Genomic DNA, 17,484 nt, shown 5'->3' with positions numbered 1-17,484 from the left:
CAACGGCTGCGTCGAACACCGAGAGTAGACGTTGGCATACGACCTACGAAGAAGGAAGGTGATCAGATATGAAAGAGGAAATCCTTTATCAAGAACAAGAGTTGAAGTTGATGTTGACGGACATCAAGGACGGGACGGTTCGATTACAAGAGTTAGACGAGGAGCGGGTCATTCGATCGATGCTCCATCACATCGGCTCGACGGACCCTGAACTTCGAGATCAGTTGATTTATACGCTCTTTTACCAGTTCATCATCGAAGACGAGCAACTGACGAACGAACAACTGACTGATCTCTTCAATACGACGCTCAAATACCACTTGTTTCACGGTATCGGAGAAGCGGCATCAGATACCGTCTTCACGCGGGCGTTCTCGACGTTATTGATCGCCTTGATCGTGCATCAAGACCGTCAACAAGGATTTTTATCGGAACCGGATCTCGAGATGTTGAAGGCAAAGCTCCTGGCGTATCTCGATTGTGAAATCGATACGAGAGGGTACGTGCCCACAAAAGGTTGGGCCCATGCGATTGCCCATGTGGCCGATACCTTTGACGAGCTCGTCTTGCATCCATCCTTCGACGAGACGGAGTTCGGTGAGATCCTCGAGGCGTTGTGGGACAAGGTGATGTTTCCGACCGTTTACTTGCACGACGAGGATGAGCGCTTGCTGAATCCCATCTTCTCCCTGCTGCAGCGCGGGATGGACGAGCACAAAATCGTCGTTCTATTAGACGGCCTGCCGGCTCAACTGAGCGCACAAAAACAGCAACTCGATCCCGAGCATTATTGGCACGTCGTCCATAACGTGAAAACGTTTCTAAAGAGCTTCTTCGTGAAATTGTACGATGTAAACCGACCGATGCTTCAAACCGCCGTATTCGAGACGTTAAAGCAGATTTGACGAGAACCCGTAAAAATCTAGGCAGGCGCTTTCACACGCTTGCTTTTTGATTTGCCTTTTTCCCGAAAAGAAGGCACACTAATAAACGGTGAGACTGGACTGAGATTCGCGTTATTGTAAATAACCTGTAATCGAATGAACGTTTTCAAACATGATTTTTCCGTTATAATAAAAAATAGTGTAACCAAGAGAGGAGCAGCACGTATGTTTCGTAGTTTTAACCGAGAAATCGGAATCGACCTTGGAACGGCAAATACGCTCGTTTATGTAAAAGGTCAAGGCATCGTTGTTCGTGAACCGTCCGTAGTGGCGTTCCGTACAGATACAGGTAGAATTGAGGCCGTGGGTAACCAGGCCAAGGATATGATTGGACGTACGCCGGGCAACGTCACGGCACGCCGTCCGATGAAAGATGGGGTAATCGCCGACTTCGAGACGACAGCGACGATGATCAAATACTTTATGGAGCAAGCACAGAAGTCGAAGAGCGGTTTGTTCTCATCGAAGACGAACGTCATGATTTGTGTGCCAAGCGGCATCACGTCAGTCGAAAAACGTGCCGTCGAAGACGCAGCCAAGCAAGCGGGCGCGCGTGAAGCGTACACGATCGAAGAACCGTTCGCGGCAGCAATCGGCGCCGGTCTCCCGGTTTGGGAACCGACAGGCTCGATGGTCGTTGATATCGGTGGCGGTACGACCGAAGTCGCAGTGATCTCACTCGGCGGCATCGTGACGAGCCAATCGATTCGTGTCGGCGGTGACGAAATGGATGACGCCATTATTCGTTACATCAAAAACAAATACAACCTCATGATCGGGGAGCGGACGTCAGAGACGCTCAAGATGGAAGTCGGTTCGGCTCGCATCGACGCTTCGAACGAAGATGAGAAAATGGAAATCCGTGGTCGCGACCTCGTGACAGGTCTTCCAAAACAAATCGAAGTCTCGGCTGCTGAAGTGTGCGAAGCACTCTCGGATACGGTTGAAGCGATCCTCGCGGGCGTAAAACAAACGCTCGAGCAGACGCCACCGGAACTTGCGGCTGACGTTATGGACCGCGGCATCGTCCTCACAGGCGGTGGAGCGCTCCTTAAAAACTTGGATGACGTCATTTCGGATGAGACACACATCCCGACACTCGTCGCGGATGAGCCGCTCGATTGCGTCGCCATCGGGACAGGAAAATCTCTTGAAATGATGGACGTCCTCCGTTCAAAATCAGGCATCTCGTCGCGTCGATGAGTGGTGACACACGATGAGCCGGTTCGTACGCAATAAAAAGCTCATCATCACGCTGATCGGTATCATCTTATTCGTAGTAATCTTAGGGGTTTCGATTCGAGGACGGTCGGAATCCGCCTGGTACCAAGACGTCACGCGTGATGTGGTCGGAACGTTCCAACGGGTGTTCACGGTGCCGATCGGCTGGATGGACAGTACCGTGTCCTCGATTTCGAACGTACGAGATATTTATGAAGAGAATCGTCAATTGAAACAACATTTGACGAAATACGCGGAAGTGTCGGTCGAGGCCGATGACCTTCGCCGTGAGAATGAAGAATTGCGGCAAATGGTCGAGGCGTCCGACACGTCGCTCCGTGACTTCGACTTGATTCCCGCCGAAGTGATCGGGCGTACGCCGAACGACTGGCAGCGCTACGTGACGATCAACGTCGGGGAAGAACGCGGTGTCGAAAAAGGCATGGCCGTCACGGCCGCCGGCGGTATGGTCGGTCGCGTCATCCAGACGAGCGCCTACACGTCGCAAGTGCAACTCCTCTCTGACAACAACCGGACGAACAACGTCTCGGCCGTCGTCAAAGATGAGGACGGCAAGGCGACGTACGGGACGATCGACGGCTTTGACAGCGAGACGAACGAGCTCTTCTTCACGAAGGTCTCGAACAGCGTCAAGTTGAAAGAAGGCGAGATCGTGTCGACGTCAGGTCTTGGTGGACGCTATCCGGCCGGCCTCGTCATCGGTACGGTCGAGTCGATTGAAACCGACGAATATGGCGTGTCTCAAGTCGCCCGCATCAAACCTGAGGCGGACTTCAATGAGTTCTCGCAAATGTTTGTCATCGATCGAACGCTCGACGAACCGTTTTTGTCGGGTCCCGAGGAAGGAGGAGCAGCGGGTGAGTAACATGAAAGTGTTCATCGCCCTGTTCCTCCTCTTTCTTATTGAAGGGACATGGGCCGCCATCTTCTCGTGGCACTATGTGACGCCGTTTTTGTATTTGACGTTGATCGGCTTGATGTACGTCAGTTTGTATGGCCGCTGGGAGTCGGCGCTCGGATTCGGTCTCGTCTTCGGGCTATTGTATGACATCGTCTACACCGACTTGCTCGGAATTTACTTATTTACTTTTTCACTCATTCCTCTCTTAGTCAGCTTCGTGTTAAAATATATAGGTGAGAACTTCTTCTCGGTCGTCATCACGTTCACATTCATGATTCTCGTGTTTTCTTTCGGGATCTTCAGTGTCATGACGGCGGTCGGTGGGACGACCATGACCATTCAAACACTATTAGTTGAACAGATTCCAGGGACGCTCGCCGTCAACGCTGTCGCCATCGCACTGTTATACGTGCCGATGACGCGATACGTGGCGCCGCGGCCTATAGCGAAAAGAGGGTAGCCATGATGGAGCGTAAACGACATATTACGATAAAAGGACATCGCAACGGTATTGCAATCCACTTCAATCCACGGAGTGGCATCGATGAGGTGCTCGGAGAGCTTGAGGCCACGTTACAAGAAATGGAGCCGCCCTCTGGGAAGATTGCACTCAAATTGCACGCGGGTACTCGTTACATCGACGAGGAGCTGTCACGTCAAATTCGTGAAGTCGTCGCTCGTCATGGCGTTTTTTATATCGAGGAGCTGTCAAGCGAGGTCATGTTGACCGAAGTGGCGAAAGCGACCTACGGCAAAAAGACGTTCCATTACCATAGTGGGACGATTCGAAGCGGGCAAGTGCTCGATTTCGATGGCTCGGTGCTCATTATCGGAGACATCAACCCGGGGTCCGAGGTTCGGGCGACGGGCAGCATCTATTGTTTAGGGACGATACGAGGAAATGTGCGTGCCGGTGTCGAAGGATGGGAGGAAGCGGTCATCACCGCCAGCCTGCTCCATCCGAAGTTTTTAGCGATCGGTGAACACGTGCTCGCGTCGGACGACGACGAGGAGCTTCCGGAGATCGAGATGGGATGCGCGTATCAGACGAATCAGGGCATTGAAATGACGCGTCTCCGTCAAGTCATGACTGGGCTGAAAGACGCATATGCAATGGAATTACAGAGAGGGTGAGTTTGATGGAGCAAGTAGTAGAGCCTGTACATACAGCTAAAGAAGTGAAGAAAGGTCGGGCCATCGTCGTGACGTCGGGGAAAGGTGGCGTCGGGAAGACGACCACGACCGCGAACCTCGGGACGGGCCTCGCATTGTCTGGCCACTCGGTCTGTCTCGTCGATACGGATATCGGTCTACGGAACTTGGATATCATCTTAGGACTCGACAACCGGAGCATCTATAACCTCGTCGACGTCATCAACGGCCAGTGCAAATTGCATCAGGCGCTCGTCCGTGACAAGCGGTTCGAAGAGATGTACCTCTTGCCTGCGGCCCAGTCGAAAGACAAGACGTCGGTCCAACCGGAGCAAGTGAAAGAGATCATCGACCAGCTGAAGACGGAATACGACTTCGTGTTGATCGACTGCCCGGCCGGCATCGAGCAAGGTTTCATGAACGCCATCGCCGGCGCCGACGAGGCTGTCGTCGTGACGACGCCTGAGAAGGCGGCCGTCCAAGACGCGGACCGCATCATCGGCATGCTCGAGCAAGCGGAACATGTCGCTGCGCCGAAACTGATCGTCAACCGCGTCAAAAACCACCTCGTCGAATCAGGCGACATGCTCGACATCGATGACATCATGCGCATCTTGTCGATCGACCTGCTCGGCGTCGTCGTCGACGATGAAGAAGTCATCGCCGCTGCGAACCGCGGCGTGCCGGTCACGATGAACCCGGACAACAATGCCGGACAAGCGTACCGCAACATCACGCGCCGCATTCTCGGCGAGTCGGTGCCGCTTATGTCGATCCAGACCGAGCAAAAACCGGTCGGCTTCTGGACGCGGCTGATGATGAAATTTGGAATGAAAAAAGCCTAAGGCAACGAAAGTTGCCTTTTTGTGTCGAAAGGAGAGATACGTGTGCGATTGATCTATGAACGGACCCCGTCCATCGAACGGGCCATGCTCGTCGATGGGGAACGCCTCCTCGAGGTCGAGGAACGTTTCATCGACCAACTGTCGGTCGGGACGATTCTCGAGGCCGCAATCGAACGGATTCACCCGTCGCTCGGCGCCGCGTTTTTAACGACCGGCGAGACGACGTTCTTCCTGCCGATCGCCGAGACGCTGAAAGCGCTCGAGGCGTATCCGAACGTGCCGGGCATCGGCCAGGCGGCCGTCGTCGGTGACAAACGCCTCGTCCAAGTGACGAAAGAAGGCATCAACGGCAAACATCATAAAGTGACGGAGAACATCCGCTTCGGCGGACGCTACATCGTCTACTTCCCATACGGACGCCGTCAGCTGTATAGCCGGAAACTCGACCTCGTCACCCAGGACCGGTTATCGAAAGTGTTCGAGCTCGAAGAGACAGAAGGCGTCTTGTTCCGGACGGAGTCGGGGCAGGCGAGCCCAGACGTCCTTCAAGAAGAACTCGCCTTGCTACGGAGTCGCGCCGCGGACGTCATGATGGCACGCCGCGGGCAGGATGAGCTGTTGTGTGAACAGTTTGTGCGTCGTCATGCGGTCGAGTCGGTCATGTTGAACGACAAGGAAGCGCAAGAGCGATTGACGCGGCTCGAGGTCAATGTCGAACGCCACGTCGGCAAAGGCCGGATGAAAGAAGCAGTCCGGCTCGATGGAGCGATCGAGAAGCTCGGACAGCGCGTCGTCTGGCTCGAAGGTGGCTCGTACGTCTTGATTGAACAAGTCGAGACGATGACCGTCATCGACGTCAACAGCGGCAAGAACGTCGCCGTCAAGGACAAGGGACGGGCGGCCGACACGATCAACGAGGCCGCGCTCTATGCGGTCATGGAGCAGCTCCGGCTGCGCAATATCGGCGGCATGGTCGTCATCGACTTCCTGCGCGGTTCAAAAGACGGACAGGCCCGACTCTTGAAGAAGATGAAAGAGCTCGGGGCCCGCGACCCGCGCCGCATCGAAGTGTACGGTTTCACTCGCATGGGCTTGTTCGAGCTGTCTCGGGAACGCACGGGCCGCTCGATGCAAGACCGGATGACGTATAACGGTAGCCCATCCAAGCTCGCCATCTTTTCCCGGCTCGAACGTGCCTTGATGGAATTGGCACCAGAAGTCGACGCGGTCGTCTTGACGCTCCCAAGCAAGTGGCACGACGCGTCGTGGGACGGTTTTGACTGTACGGTCCTCCTCGTTGACGGGGAACCGGATGTGGCGTTCTACGGGACGCTCGAGGAATGTCAGAATTTCGTATCTCGTCATTGACAACGATTGAACGAGAGTGGTATTATCTATAACGTTAGTTCGTTTGGAAGCACCCAAATGGCTACAACCGCACAGAACGGGTTGAAATGGTTTCGCCCTGCCCTGGATGGCGAGTCTGAGTTTAATAAGGAGGTGCACGTATATGTACGCAATCATCAAAACTGGTGGTAAGCAAATCAAAGTTGAAGCAGGTCAAGAGATCTACATCGAAAAACTCGATGCTGATGTCGAGGGTACTGTAGAATTCGGTGAAGTTCTTTTCGTTGGTGGTGACGATGTTAAAGTCGGAGCTCCACTCGTAGAGGGCGCTAAAGTTGTCGGTACTGTGGTAAAACACGGCCGCGCTAAGAAGATCACTGTCTTCAAAATGAAAGCTAAGAAAAACTACCGTCGTAAGCAAGGTCACCGTCAGCCTTACACGAAAGTTCGCATCGAGAAAATCGAAGCGTAAGCTATGATTCGAGTAACGGTCAGACGAGACGAGACGAAGTCGATTCGTTCCGTCGAAGTGACAGGTCACGCCAACTTTGCTGAACCCGGTTCTGACTTGGTATGTGCCGGCGTTTCTGCCATCATCTTTGGGGCATACAACGCTGTCGAGGTACTCGCCGGTCAGTCGCTTCTTGTAGAAATGGCAGACAAAACAGAGGGTGGCTACTTTTATGTCGAGACGTATCCTGACCTATCACCGGAGGATATGACTCGCACCCAATTGTTATTAGAAGGGATGCTCGTGCAACTAGACACGATCGCCCATAGTTACGGTGATTATATCCAAATTGAACAATAGGAGGTGGACCTCATGTTACAATTGAACCTTCAGTTCTTCGCATCGAAAAAGGGAGTAGGATCGACTAAAAACGGTCGTGACTCGATTTCGAAACGCCTCGGCGCTAAACGCGCTGACGGACAAACGGTTTCAGCTGGATCGATTCTCTACCGTCAACGCGGTACGAAAATTCACCCAGGTGAAAACGTAGGCCGTGGTGGCGACGACACATTGTTTGCTAAAGTTGACGGCGTAGTACGCTTCGAGCGTCTTGGTCGCGACAAGAAACAAGTGAGCGTTTACCCAGTTGCGTAAGTAGAACCACGCAGAAGACTCTAGCCACTTATTTGGTTAGAGTCTTTTTTACTAGTTTTACCTAGGAGAGGATTGCATGAACTCACAGGCAGCACTGAAACTATTATCGACCGTCCGTCACGAATGGATGAATCGGCTTCAGATGATCTCCTTGTACGCGGCGCTCGAGCCTGATAGACTCGAGGAGCTGTACGAGCGATATCGTCAGCACGCCGACGAGGAGAGTGCGCTCATTCGCTTGGATTTGCCGACGACGAGTCTCGTCATCATGCAAGCGAACTGGGAAGGGCGGTTGACCTATAAGGTATCAGCCGACCGCGTGTCGCTCGACGACGCGCGCGTGGCGGACAAGCTTGTCCGTCTTCTGTCAGGAACGGATGGACCGATTCATGTGACGTTCACGGACGGACTGATGGTCCGAGTCTTCGGTCATGTGCCGGACGACGTGTTCACGTCAGACGAAGTGTACGAGCAGACAGTAGAATGTTCTACGTTCGTTATAAAGGAGGGGAATTAAATGTTTGTCGATCAGGTTAATATTTTTGTGAAAGCTGGAGACGGCGGTAAAGGGATGGTTGCGTTCCGCCGCGAGAAGTATGTTCCAGACGGTGGACCAGCAGGAGGAGACGGCGGTCACGGTGGTGACGTCGTATTCGAAGTAGAAGAAGGATTGCGCACGCTCGTAGATTTCCGCTTCTCGAAAAAGTTTATCGCCCATGATGGTGAAAAAGGGATGTCGAAAGGCATGCACGGACGAAAAGCGAAGCCGCTCGTCGTCAAAGTCCCACCAGGCACAATCGTGTTCGATGCATCGACCGATACGGTCATCGCCGACCTTACCGAGCACGGCCAACGGGCCACGATCGCCAAAGGCGGACGTGGTGGCCGCGGGAACTGTCGTTTCGCGACGCCAGCCAACCCGGCACCAGAGATCGCCGAGAACGGAGAGCCAGGTCAAGAGCGAGAATTGCGTCTTGAGTTGAAATTGCTCGCTGACGTCGGTCTCGTCGGATTCCCGTCAGTCGGGAAATCGACACTCTTGTCAGTCGTCTCGTCGGCACGTCCGAAAATCGGCGCGTACCACTTCACGACAATCACACCTAACCTCGGTGTCGTCAAGACGGCGGACGACCGTGACTTCGTCATGGCCGACTTGCCAGGACTCATCGAAGGGGCGAGCCAAGGCGTCGGTCTCGGTCACCAATTCTTACGTCACATCGAACGGACGAAAGTCATCGTCCATATGATCGATATGAGCGGCATGGAAGGGCGCGACCCGTTCGAAGACTACACGACGATAAACCGCGAGCTCGAGTCGTATAACTTACGCCTCCTCGAGCGTCCGCAAATCGTTGTCGCCAACAAGATGGATATGCCGGATGCGCCGGAATTACTTGAAGAGTTCCAGAAGAAAATCGGAGACGACGTCAAAGTCTTCCCGATCTCGGCACTCGCCAAAGAAGGACTTCGCAACCTGCTCATCGAAGTAGCTAATCTCGTGGACTCGACACCTGAGTTCCCACTCGAAGAGCTCGAAGAGAAGACGGCTACACCACGTGTCGTTTATCGTTACGAGAAGGAAGAGAAAGGGTATCAGATTCATGTCGATGAATACGAACGCTTCGTGATCACGGGGCCGCGCATCGAGAAGCTCTTCAAGATGACGAACTTCGATCACGATGAGTCGATCAAACGCTTCGCGCGTCAAATGCGTCAAATGGGCGTCGATGACGACCTTCGCAAGTTGGGTGCCGAAGACGGCAGCGTCGTCGCCATCCTAGACTTTGAATTCGAATTTGTCGAATAATCTTTTATTAATGAAATGGAGTGTGAAGTAAACGTGGACCCTGTGCCCTCGTCTAGTTTAATTCTTTATGCAGTTTTAATTATATTGTCAGCTTTCTTCTCTTCAGCCGAGACCGCGCTCTCAAGTGTGAACCGTGTCCGGATGATTCGTATGTCGGAGGATGGGGATAAGGGCGCCAAACGCGTCCTCCACCTCGTCGACCGGTTCGACGACACGCTCTCGACAATCCTCGTCGGGAACAACATCGTCAACATCGGTGCTGCGACAGTATCGACGGCTATCGCCACGAGTATTTACTCGGGCGGGACTGGTCTCGTCATCTCGACGTTCGCGACGACCGTCGTCATCTTGATTTTCGGTGAGATTTTACCGAAGTCGCTCGCGAAAGAGTTCGCGGAGAAGTATTCGCTTCTCATCAGCGGAATCTTGTTGTTCCTCGTCAAAGTCTTGAAACCGGTGACGATGATCTTTACCGGTTTGAAGAAGTTGGTGCTCCGTATGATCGGGATGAACGACAAAGAACCGTCGGTGACCGAAGAAGAGTTGAAAGTGCTCGTCGACATGGGAGAAGAAGAAGGGGTGCTCGGCGAGACCGAAGCGGAACTCGTGCATAGCGCCTTCGCCTTCAACGACATCACCGTCGACGATGTGTTGACGCCGCGGATCGACATCCTCGCCGTCGACATCGACGATACGCTTGAAGAAATCAAAGACACGATCTTTAGCGGTGGACATTCTCGTCTGCCGGTGTATAAAGACTCGATCGACAACGTCATCGGGGTGTTGTCAGAGCGTGATTTCCTTCGTTCGATGATGCGTGATGAAGTGACGGACGTTCGTTCGCTCATTCGTCCGCTCACGTACGTATCGCCGCAGACAAAATTGATTGAGCTGCTTCCTGTGCTCCAGCAAAAACAATCGCACATGGCCGTCGTCCTCGACGAATTCGGAGGGACGGCTGGCCTGATCACACTCGAAGATATGCTCGAGGAGCTCGTCGGAGACATTTGGGACGAGCACGACGAATCGATCGTCTATTTGAGACGACTTCGTGACGGGGTCTATGAGTGTATGGCCGACATGGATGTCGATGAGTTCGCTGATGAGATGGGAATTAAAGAACCCGAAGTAGATGCCAACACGATGGGTGGTTGGATCGTCGAACTATTAGGAGACATTCCAGAGAAAGGTGCGCGTGTCACGTATGATGACATGACGTTCACCGTTCTCCACGTCGAAAAACGTCGGATTCGCAAATTGCTCGTCGAGACGGGTCAATCCGAACCGGCTGAACAAGCATAAACGAACTGAAGGAGGGACCGCCGGTTGGCGGTCCCTCCTTTTTTGTTGGAGCGTATAGTTGCTCGTTCTTCCGGTGTCTCCGCTTTCCTAGGGGCGAGCTATGAAAGCCTTGGTCTGGGGTAATTATTTGACTCCATCCATGTCATTCAAACGGTATGATGGCGCTCGACACGTTCGAGCAGCTCGTAAGGGCGTACTTTATAGATGGCATGCGGCATATACGTCGGGTCGATTGCATCAACGAGCCGCATCTGGAAGTGATCGCGTTTGATATAGTCGCCGACGTTCGAGGCGTCTACCTTGAAGAAGCCGACTTCTTGCGTCTCACCTTCCTGCGGTTGCAGGTCGCCCGAGACGTAGCGGGCGCGGAATGTGACGCAGAGCACGCGGGAGGACACGTTTTGATAGATGCCGGTGATGCCTTCGACTTCAATATCAACACCGGTTTCTTCTTTCACTTCGCGGTGCACGGCGTCGACGATCGACTCATGCTCCTCGACTTGACCGCCCGGCATCTCGTACGTGTCGCTCCGGTGCGTGTTCTGAACGAGCAACACTTCGCCGGCCTCATTCGTGACGTAAGCGGTCACGGAGACGATGGTGCGCGGCGGCGTATAGTGACCGGTCGGCATCATGAACTCCTCGCTCGACTTGATATATAAATCTTTTCCGAGACGGGCCCGTTTTTTCATCGCCTCGCGACGTAGGCCGCTCGAGCGGTAATCGCGTTCGACTTGTTCGTAGTGCTCGCGGTCACGGTATTCCCAGAGGGCCATGACCTCGCTCTTGTCTTCGGTCACCCAACGACCGACGAGACGGGCGCCGTGCGATACCTGAATCGGATACAGGTATGTATGGAAAAACTCGGTGAATTCATCTAAGCGTTCAGGACGGATGGTGTACGTTTTTCGACGATGGAACATGGTAATTCCTCCTTTGAAGGTGGCTGTCTCTATATCGAGAAAAAAACGCTTTCCTCATGTCTCTATATTCGTCATCACGATCCGTTTTCCCTCTATTCAAAAAAAGTCAGCTCGAGCAAATCTGCTCAGGCTGACTTTTTAAATAGACGCGGATTCGCGCGGACGTAGCGGACGAGGAAGAACAGTCCGATACCGATGCCGACATATGGCATGAACCCGTGCGTGACTTCCCCGATGTGACGCCAATTACTGCCGAGCATCATCCCGAGCTTGACGAACACGAATGACCAGACGGCGAAGATGACGACGGTGACCGTCAAAAACTTCCGGAACGATAAGCGCATGACCCCGGCGCTGACAGCGAACAGTTGGCGCCAAATGACGCTCAGACAGACAATCCAGGCACCATACGTCTCGAACCAGACTTCAGCCCGGCGTTGCTGCGCCTCACTGATGCGAAATGACTTGTAGAGCCGAAGGGCGACGGGACGGCCCCCGTAGCGACCAATCCAATATAAGATGACTTGACTGAGAACGAACGCCGACCAGGCAAGCAGGAAGACGAACAGGAACGACGTATCAAGGGAACCGATCAAGTGGCCCCCGTAAGCGAGCACGAGCTCGTTCGGGATGAATTGGATGAAGATACCGAGCGGGACGCTGAAAACGCCGCATCCGAGCAACAGTTGCTCGAGGAAGTGCCACATGACCGTTCCCTCCTTTCCAAATTTTGTACAGGATGCATTCCATCCATCAGTATAACGAACATGGGCCGAAAGCAAAAGAAAAGATGTCACGTATTTGTGACATCTTAGTCGAGCTCGGAGACGAGGACGCCGAGCCGCTCTAGTTCCGAGACGGCGGCATCGATGGCATCTTCGCTATCGGCCTCGAGCGTGTGGATATGCAAACCGCCCGTCAAATGCGACAACGGGGCGGCTTGGTTCGCCTCGACCCGCTCGAGGAAAGCACGGACGTCGCGGCGGCTCTTCACCATTAATTGCCCGGTCAATGAACCGTAGACAGGATGGTCGATGATGACGTCGCGAATCGTGACGCCTTCGTCAACGATGGCGTTCATCTCCGCCTCCATGTCCTCGGCCTCGTGGCGACAGACGATTTTACGCGTGTAGGCGGACGGGGACGCCTCGCCCGGTAGATAGACGTACCCACGGGCGGTCGCGACGATTTGATGACCCTTCGCCTTCAAGAGCGACAAGTCTTGGACGACGACTTGTCGACTGACGGCGACGCGGCGGGCGAGCTCGGAGCCGGTAATCGGCTCGGTGCTCTGTTCAATCATTTCTAGTAACGTACGCCGGCGTTCTTCACCGGCTAAGCGTTTGTTCATAGGATCCTACTCTCCTTGCTAAAGTGACGATGGCTTCGGCGAGTGCCAACGTGTCTTCGATGGTCGTATCTTCGCCGAAGGAAATGCGGACGAGGCCGTGGCAGGCGCTCGTTTCATAGCCGAGCGATTCGAGCATCCGGTTCGGTCCGTTCTGGCCGGCCCGACAGGCCGAGCCTGCCGACACTTGGAAGCCGAACCCGTCGAGTTCGGTCATCCACCACTGCCCGTCCCGCTGATTCGAGACGAACGAAAAGATGGCGGGACTCTGTTGGTCGAACTCGAGCCAATCCACGTATGACGATGTCTTCTCTTTCAAGATAGCACGAAACGCCAAGAAATTTCTTTCATGACGTGTCCGCGCCTCATGCCGGTCGGTGAACGCTTTGACGAACGCGCAGATGCCGGGGACGTCAATCGTGCCGGGGCGGATGCCGTACTGGTGGTGTCCCGGATAATAGGGCGGGGGCAATAGCCGTTCCATATAGAGGCCGCCGACGCCTTTTGGCCCGCCGACCTTATGGGCGCTGAACGAGTAGGCATCGATCCCATCGACCGAGACGGGGATTTTGCCGAGCGCCTGGACGCCGTCGACGTGGAACAACACTTTCTTATATTTCAATTGGCAGAGGATATTGTGGAGCGGGAGCGTCCAGCCGGTGTCGGAGTTGACGTGTTGGAACGTCACGAGCCCGATATCCCGGTCGAGCAGATGCGTGAACGTCTCGTGGTCGAAGCGACCGTCCTTCAGTTTCAAACGGTGGACGGTGACCCCTTCGGCCTCCCACTCGTCAAGCAGAAGCGCGACCGAGTCGTGCTCTTGCCACGACGTGATGACTTCACTGCCTTTCATGCGTTTGCGGAGACTCGTGAGGGCGATATAGTTGCTCTCGGAGCCGCTCCCGGTGAAGAGCAGTTTGCCGCGGAGCATGTCGAGTCCGAGCGCCTGCTTCAACAGACGACGGGACTCGGTCAAGTAATCTTCGGCCATGTAGCCGTGCGTATGAAGGGAAGACGGGTTACCGTATACGTTTCGCGCCATCGCCACGTAATGGTCGAGTGCGGATTTTGTCATCGGGTGCGTCGCCGCATAATCAAAGTAACGGTTCATCGTAAGTTCCCCTTTTCTCATGTTGTCTTCTTCACAAAATTATGCGAAACTAGTTTACAAGTCAACATTACATATGAAAAACAGGTGATATACAGATGTCTTTACAGTTTGAAAAGGTCGATGTGTTGATTGTCGGGGCCGGCTTGGCCGCGGTGACGGTCGCGCTCCATCTGCCTCACACGTTGAACGTCCTACTCGTCTCCAAGCATGAAGTGACGAGTGCGAACTCGGACCTGGCCCAAGGCGGGATCGCGAGCTCGTATTTGGAATCGTCGAGCGTCGACCATGAGCGGGATACGCTCGTCGCCTCGAAACTCGCAGCCATGCCCGACCGTGTCTATACACTCGTCGAAGAAGGACGGAGCGCGATTCGCGACTTGGAGCGTTTCGGGGTCGTCTTCGACCGCGACGAGACAGGATACGCCGTCGGTCGTGAAGGGGCGCATGGCATGAATCGAATCTTTCATGTCGGTGGCGATGAGACAGGTCGTCACGTGATGGCGACACTGCGACGTCAACTTCCAGATAACGTGACCGTCATGGAGCACGTGTTGATTGATTCACTGTTGAAGTCGGACGGCCGCGTGAGCGGGGCGACCGGTTACAACGGTGAGACGCGTCTGCACGTCCAGGCCGGTGCCGTCGTCTTGGCGACCGGGGGGATCGGTGGGCTCATCGATTGGACGTCGAACTGTCGCTCGGTCACAGGCGACGGGCTTGTGTTGGCGCACGAGGTCGGGGCTGTGCTCACGAACTTGTCCCGTATCCAATTCCATCCGACGTTACTCGCGGTCGAGTCGCCCCACCTCGTGACGGAGGCGCTACGCGGAGCAGGGGCGACACTCGTCGACGCGTCAGGACGTCACGTAATGGCCTACCACCCGCTCGGGAGTCTCGCCCCTAGGGATGAGGTCGCCCGGACGCTCACACGCCATGACGGCGTCGTGTACTTGGATACGAGCCGCGTCGAGCGAATTGCTGAACGGTTTCCGAAACTGGTGGCGACATGCGACGCGCACGGAATTGACGTCTGCCAAATCCCAGTCCGGCCCGGGCTGCATTTTCACATGGGTGGTGTCGATGTCGATGCCGACGGTCGCACGGCCGTCGCTGGATTGTATGCGGTTGGTGAGGTTGCCGATTCGGGCGTCCATGGGAAAAATCGACTGGCGTCAAACTCGTTACTTGAATGCTGGGTTTTCGGGAAGCGGGTGGCGGCAACGGTGACGGTGGAGGAGAAGCCGCTCACGGTGAACGAGACGACCGTATATGAGGTTTCGCTTGATCTGTTCAGCCGCTATCGGCAACAGATTGGGGAATGGTTGACAATCTCGCCTCAGATTGGCGAAATCGCAAGTTTCTTAGAAAATACCCAACAACTGGTACAGACGAAACACATGTCAAGACAATTAAGTGAACAGACGTTGAGTCTGAAAGCGGCACGCCTATTGGCCCGTGCCATGATAGAGACGGAGGATGGTTATGAACAAGATCGCTTTGCGCGAACAGCTGACGGCATTTCTAAATGAGGACATCGGGTTCGGGGACGCCTCGAGTGTGTTGATTGACCACCGCGAGACGTCGCTCGCAACGGTCAGCGCGAAAGTGGACGGCGTCTTCTGCGGCATGGATGTCGTCCTCGAGATGGCCCAGATGCAACGGCTCGTCGTCGAGTCATGTCAACCGGACGGCGCGGTCGTCTCGGCAGGTGACACCCTCTTTATTTTGCGCGGCAAGACGCGGACGCTACTCGAGACGGAACGGGTGCTGTTGAACCTTGTCCAACATTTGAGCGGGATCGCGACGATGACCCGGCGCTGCGTCGAACGCCTCGACGACCCGACGATCGCCGTCACGGACACACGGAAGACGACACCCGGGCTTCGTATGCTCGAGAAGCACGCCGTCCGTTCGGGTGGGGGAAAGAACCATCGGCTCCGGCTCGATGATGCCATCATGATCAAAGACAATCACATCACGGCACTCGGCGGCATCACGAATGCGGTCGCCCGGGCCCGGATGCTGGCGGGCCATACGACGCCTGTCGAAGTCGAGGTCGAGACGCTCGAACAGTTACACGAGGCGATCGCGGCGAACGCTGACATCATCATGCTCGACAACCGGACGCCGGAAGAGTTGAAGGCGTGGCGCGCGCTCGTCCCACCACATATTAAAACGGAGGCGTCGGGCGGCATCACCGTCGAGACGATCGCGGCGTATCGCGATACGGGCGTCGACGTCATCTCAATCGGGCAGTTGACCCATTCGGTGACGGCGCTCGATTGTAGTCTAAACCTAGTAGGGGGAATCAAACATGCAGTTACTCGGAACGATGCCAACACAATACGCTAACTTGACGATTGAACAGATGGAACAACGGATCGAAGCCATCAAGGCACGGCTCGGAAGCCGACTGTTTTTACCAGCCCACCATTACCAAAAGGACGAGGTCGTCCAATTCGCGGATGCGACCGGAGATTCGCTCCAGCTCGCACGGCTCGCCGAACAGATGAGTGAGGCGGAGTTCATCGTCTTCTGCGGCGTTCACTTCATGGCCGAGACGGCCGACATGCTGACGCGTGACGACCAAATCGTCATTTTGCCGGACATGCGAGCCGGATGCTCGATGGCGGACATGGCCGATATCGATCAAACGGAGATCGCGTGGGAAGAACTGACCGATACGTTCGGTGACGGCATCATCCCGATTACGTACGTCAACTCGACGGCGGCCATCAAGGCGTTCGTCGGCAAGAACGGGGGCGCGACGGTCACGTCGTCGAACGCCCATGACATCGTCCGTTGGGCGCTCGAGGCGGGCGAACGGATCCTATTCTTACCGGACCAGCATCTCGGGCGCAACACGGCGTTTGATTTAGGGGTGCCCCTCGAGGCGATGGCCGTTTGGGACCCGCTCCGGGAACGACTCGTCTATGAAGGTGACATCGAGGACGTCCGCGTGATTCTGTGGAAAGGGCACTGCTCGGTCCACGAGAAGTTCAACGTCGCCCAAATCGAGGCGTTACGCAAAGCTGACCCGGAGCGACGCATCATCGTCCATCCGGAGTGCACGTTCGATGTCGTGCAGGCGGCGGACGAGGGCGGGTCTACGTCATACATCATCGACCAGATTGAGGCGAGTCCGCCGGGGACGAAGTGGGCCGTCGGCACCGAGATGAATTTGGTCAATCGGCTCGCGGCGACGCACCCCGAGCAGGACATCATTTCGCTCAACCCATATATGTGTCCGTGCTTGACGATGAACCGCATCGATTTGCCGCATCTGCTTTGGGCGCTCGAGTCGCTCGAGACGGATCCCGTCAATATTATTTGCGTCGACGAAGAGACGACAAAATGGGCGACACTCGCCCTTGAGCGGATGCTCGCACACTGAGGACAGGCAATCGCCTGTCCTTTTTTCGTGGCGGTGGTTATGGTACAATGAATGCAGTTTTCC

The 17,484-nt window shown here is 55.0% G+C and carries 20 protein-coding genes and 1 other annotated feature; of the genes, 16 read left to right on the top strand and 4 right to left on the bottom strand.

What is annotated here, in order from left to right; translation table 11 throughout:
• Positions 1 to 68: 68 nt before the first annotated feature.
• From NMQ00_RS10785 to NMQ00_RS10725, 13 genes are all read left to right on the top strand, one after another.
• A complete protein-coding gene (locus tag NMQ00_RS10785) occupies positions 69 to 905 on the top strand; it encodes a DUF2785 domain-containing protein (RefSeq protein WP_255176693.1) in 837 nt (278 codons plus the stop codon).
• Positions 906 to 1,109: 204 nt separating this feature from the next.
• Entirely contained in the window at positions 1,110 to 2,147 is a 1,038-nt protein-coding gene (locus NMQ00_RS10780; RefSeq protein ID WP_255176692.1) for a rod shape-determining protein, read from the top strand.
• 13 nt (positions 2,148 to 2,160) lie between these two features.
• Positions 2,161 to 3,051 (top strand): rod shape-determining protein MreC, encoded by an 891-nt coding sequence (gene mreC, locus NMQ00_RS10775; protein ID WP_255176691.1) that lies wholly within the window; start codon positions 2,161 to 2,163, stop codon positions 3,049 to 3,051.
• Between the two features lies 1 nt (position 3,052).
• On the top strand, positions 3,053 to 3,547 hold the full coding sequence (mreD, locus tag NMQ00_RS10770) for a rod shape-determining protein MreD (RefSeq protein ID WP_255178713.1): 495 nt from the start codon (positions 3,053 to 3,055) through the stop codon (positions 3,545 to 3,547).
• Positions 3,548 to 3,552: 5 nt separating this feature from the next.
• A complete protein-coding gene (locus tag NMQ00_RS10765; protein ID WP_255176690.1) occupies positions 3,553 to 4,221 on the top strand; it encodes a septum site-determining protein MinC in 669 nt (222 codons plus the stop codon).
• A 5-nt stretch (positions 4,222 to 4,226) separates the two neighbouring features.
• On the top strand, positions 4,227 to 5,084 hold the full coding sequence (gene minD / locus NMQ00_RS10760; protein WP_051627738.1) for a septum site-determining protein MinD: 858 nt from the start codon (positions 4,227 to 4,229) through the stop codon (positions 5,082 to 5,084).
• Between the two features lie 42 nt (positions 5,085 to 5,126).
• On the top strand, positions 5,127 to 6,452 hold the full coding sequence (locus NMQ00_RS10755) for a ribonuclease E/G (protein WP_255176689.1): 1,326 nt from the start codon (positions 5,127 to 5,129) through the stop codon (positions 6,450 to 6,452).
• 55 nt (positions 6,453 to 6,507) lie between these two features.
• Positions 6,508 to 6,579 (top strand) — a sequence feature (ribosomal protein L21 leader region).
• A 15-nt stretch (positions 6,580 to 6,594) separates the two neighbouring features.
• The gene (gene rplU / locus NMQ00_RS10750; RefSeq protein WP_015881153.1) at positions 6,595 to 6,903 is read left to right on the top strand and encodes a 50S ribosomal protein L21; all 309 of its coding nucleotides are present in this window, start codon (positions 6,595 to 6,597) and stop codon (positions 6,901 to 6,903) included.
• Between the two features lie 3 nt (positions 6,904 to 6,906).
• Positions 6,907 to 7,242, top strand: a complete 336-nt coding sequence (locus NMQ00_RS10745) for a ribosomal-processing cysteine protease Prp (RefSeq protein ID WP_255176688.1) — start codon at positions 6,907 to 6,909, stop codon at positions 7,240 to 7,242.
• A gap of 12 nt (positions 7,243 to 7,254) precedes the next feature.
• Positions 7,255 to 7,536 carry a 50S ribosomal protein L27 gene (gene rpmA, locus NMQ00_RS10740; protein ID WP_016508537.1) on the top strand — a complete coding sequence of 94 codons (282 nt, stop codon included), beginning with the start codon at positions 7,255 to 7,257 and terminating at the stop codon, positions 7,534 to 7,536.
• A 76-nt stretch (positions 7,537 to 7,612) separates the two neighbouring features.
• Positions 7,613 to 8,053: a Spo0B domain-containing protein gene (locus NMQ00_RS10735; protein ID WP_255176687.1), complete on the top strand. Its 441-nt coding sequence runs from the start codon at positions 7,613 to 7,615 to the stop codon at positions 8,051 to 8,053.
• The gene (obgE, locus tag NMQ00_RS10730) at positions 8,054 to 9,343 is read left to right on the top strand and encodes a GTPase ObgE (protein ID WP_034776868.1); all 1,290 of its coding nucleotides are present in this window, start codon (positions 8,054 to 8,056) and stop codon (positions 9,341 to 9,343) included. It abuts the gene before it with no gap.
• A gap of 15 nt (positions 9,344 to 9,358) precedes the next feature.
• Complete coding sequence (locus NMQ00_RS10725) at positions 9,359 to 10,645, top strand: hemolysin family protein (RefSeq protein WP_369696443.1); 1,287 nt, start codon at positions 9,359 to 9,361, stop codon at positions 10,643 to 10,645.
• 146 nt (positions 10,646 to 10,791) lie between these two features.
• Here NMQ00_RS10725 and NMQ00_RS10720 read toward each other — a convergent pair whose 3' ends face one another.
• The 4 genes from NMQ00_RS10720 to NMQ00_RS10705 form a co-directional block, all read right to left on the bottom strand.
• Positions 10,792 to 11,568, bottom strand: a complete 777-nt coding sequence (locus NMQ00_RS10720; RefSeq protein WP_255176686.1) for an NUDIX domain-containing protein — start codon at positions 11,566 to 11,568, stop codon at positions 10,792 to 10,794.
• Between the two features lie 125 nt (positions 11,569 to 11,693).
• On the bottom strand, positions 11,694 to 12,275 hold the full coding sequence (locus tag NMQ00_RS10715; protein WP_255176685.1) for a DedA family protein: 582 nt from the start codon (positions 12,273 to 12,275) through the stop codon (positions 11,694 to 11,696).
• Between the two features lie 104 nt (positions 12,276 to 12,379).
• On the bottom strand, positions 12,380 to 12,919 hold the full coding sequence (locus tag NMQ00_RS10710) for a transcription repressor NadR (protein ID WP_255176684.1): 540 nt from the start codon (positions 12,917 to 12,919) through the stop codon (positions 12,380 to 12,382).
• Positions 12,897 to 14,027, bottom strand: coding sequence for a cysteine desulfurase family protein (locus tag NMQ00_RS10705; protein ID WP_255176683.1), 1,131 nt, complete (start codon positions 14,025 to 14,027; stop codon positions 12,897 to 12,899). The genes NMQ00_RS10710 and NMQ00_RS10705 overlap by 23 nt, the downstream gene beginning before the upstream one ends.
• A gap of 95 nt (positions 14,028 to 14,122) precedes the next feature.
• Here NMQ00_RS10705 and NMQ00_RS10700 point away from each other — a divergent pair, with 95 nt between their 5' ends.
• From NMQ00_RS10700 to nadA, 3 genes are read left to right on the top strand one after another with little or no spacing between them, the layout of a single operon-like run.
• A complete protein-coding gene (locus NMQ00_RS10700) occupies positions 14,123 to 15,556 on the top strand; it encodes an L-aspartate oxidase (RefSeq protein WP_255176682.1) in 1,434 nt (477 codons plus the stop codon).
• Entirely contained in the window at positions 15,510 to 16,379 is an 870-nt protein-coding gene (gene nadC, locus NMQ00_RS10695) for a carboxylating nicotinate-nucleotide diphosphorylase (RefSeq protein WP_255176681.1), read from the top strand. The genes NMQ00_RS10700 and nadC overlap by 47 nt, the downstream gene beginning before the upstream one ends.
• Positions 16,342 to 17,421, top strand: coding sequence for a quinolinate synthase NadA (gene nadA / locus NMQ00_RS10690; protein ID WP_255176680.1), 1,080 nt, complete (start codon positions 16,342 to 16,344; stop codon positions 17,419 to 17,421). The genes nadC and nadA overlap by 38 nt, the downstream gene beginning before the upstream one ends.
• The last annotated feature ends 63 nt before the right edge of the window (positions 17,422 to 17,484 follow it).

The organism is Exiguobacterium aurantiacum, from assembly GCF_024362205.1.
Lineage (GTDB): Bacteria > Bacillota > Bacilli > Exiguobacteriales > Exiguobacteriaceae > Exiguobacterium > Exiguobacterium aurantiacum_B.
Note: the sequence above shows the minus strand (reverse complement) of the source record. Positions and strands in the feature narration are given on the sequence as shown.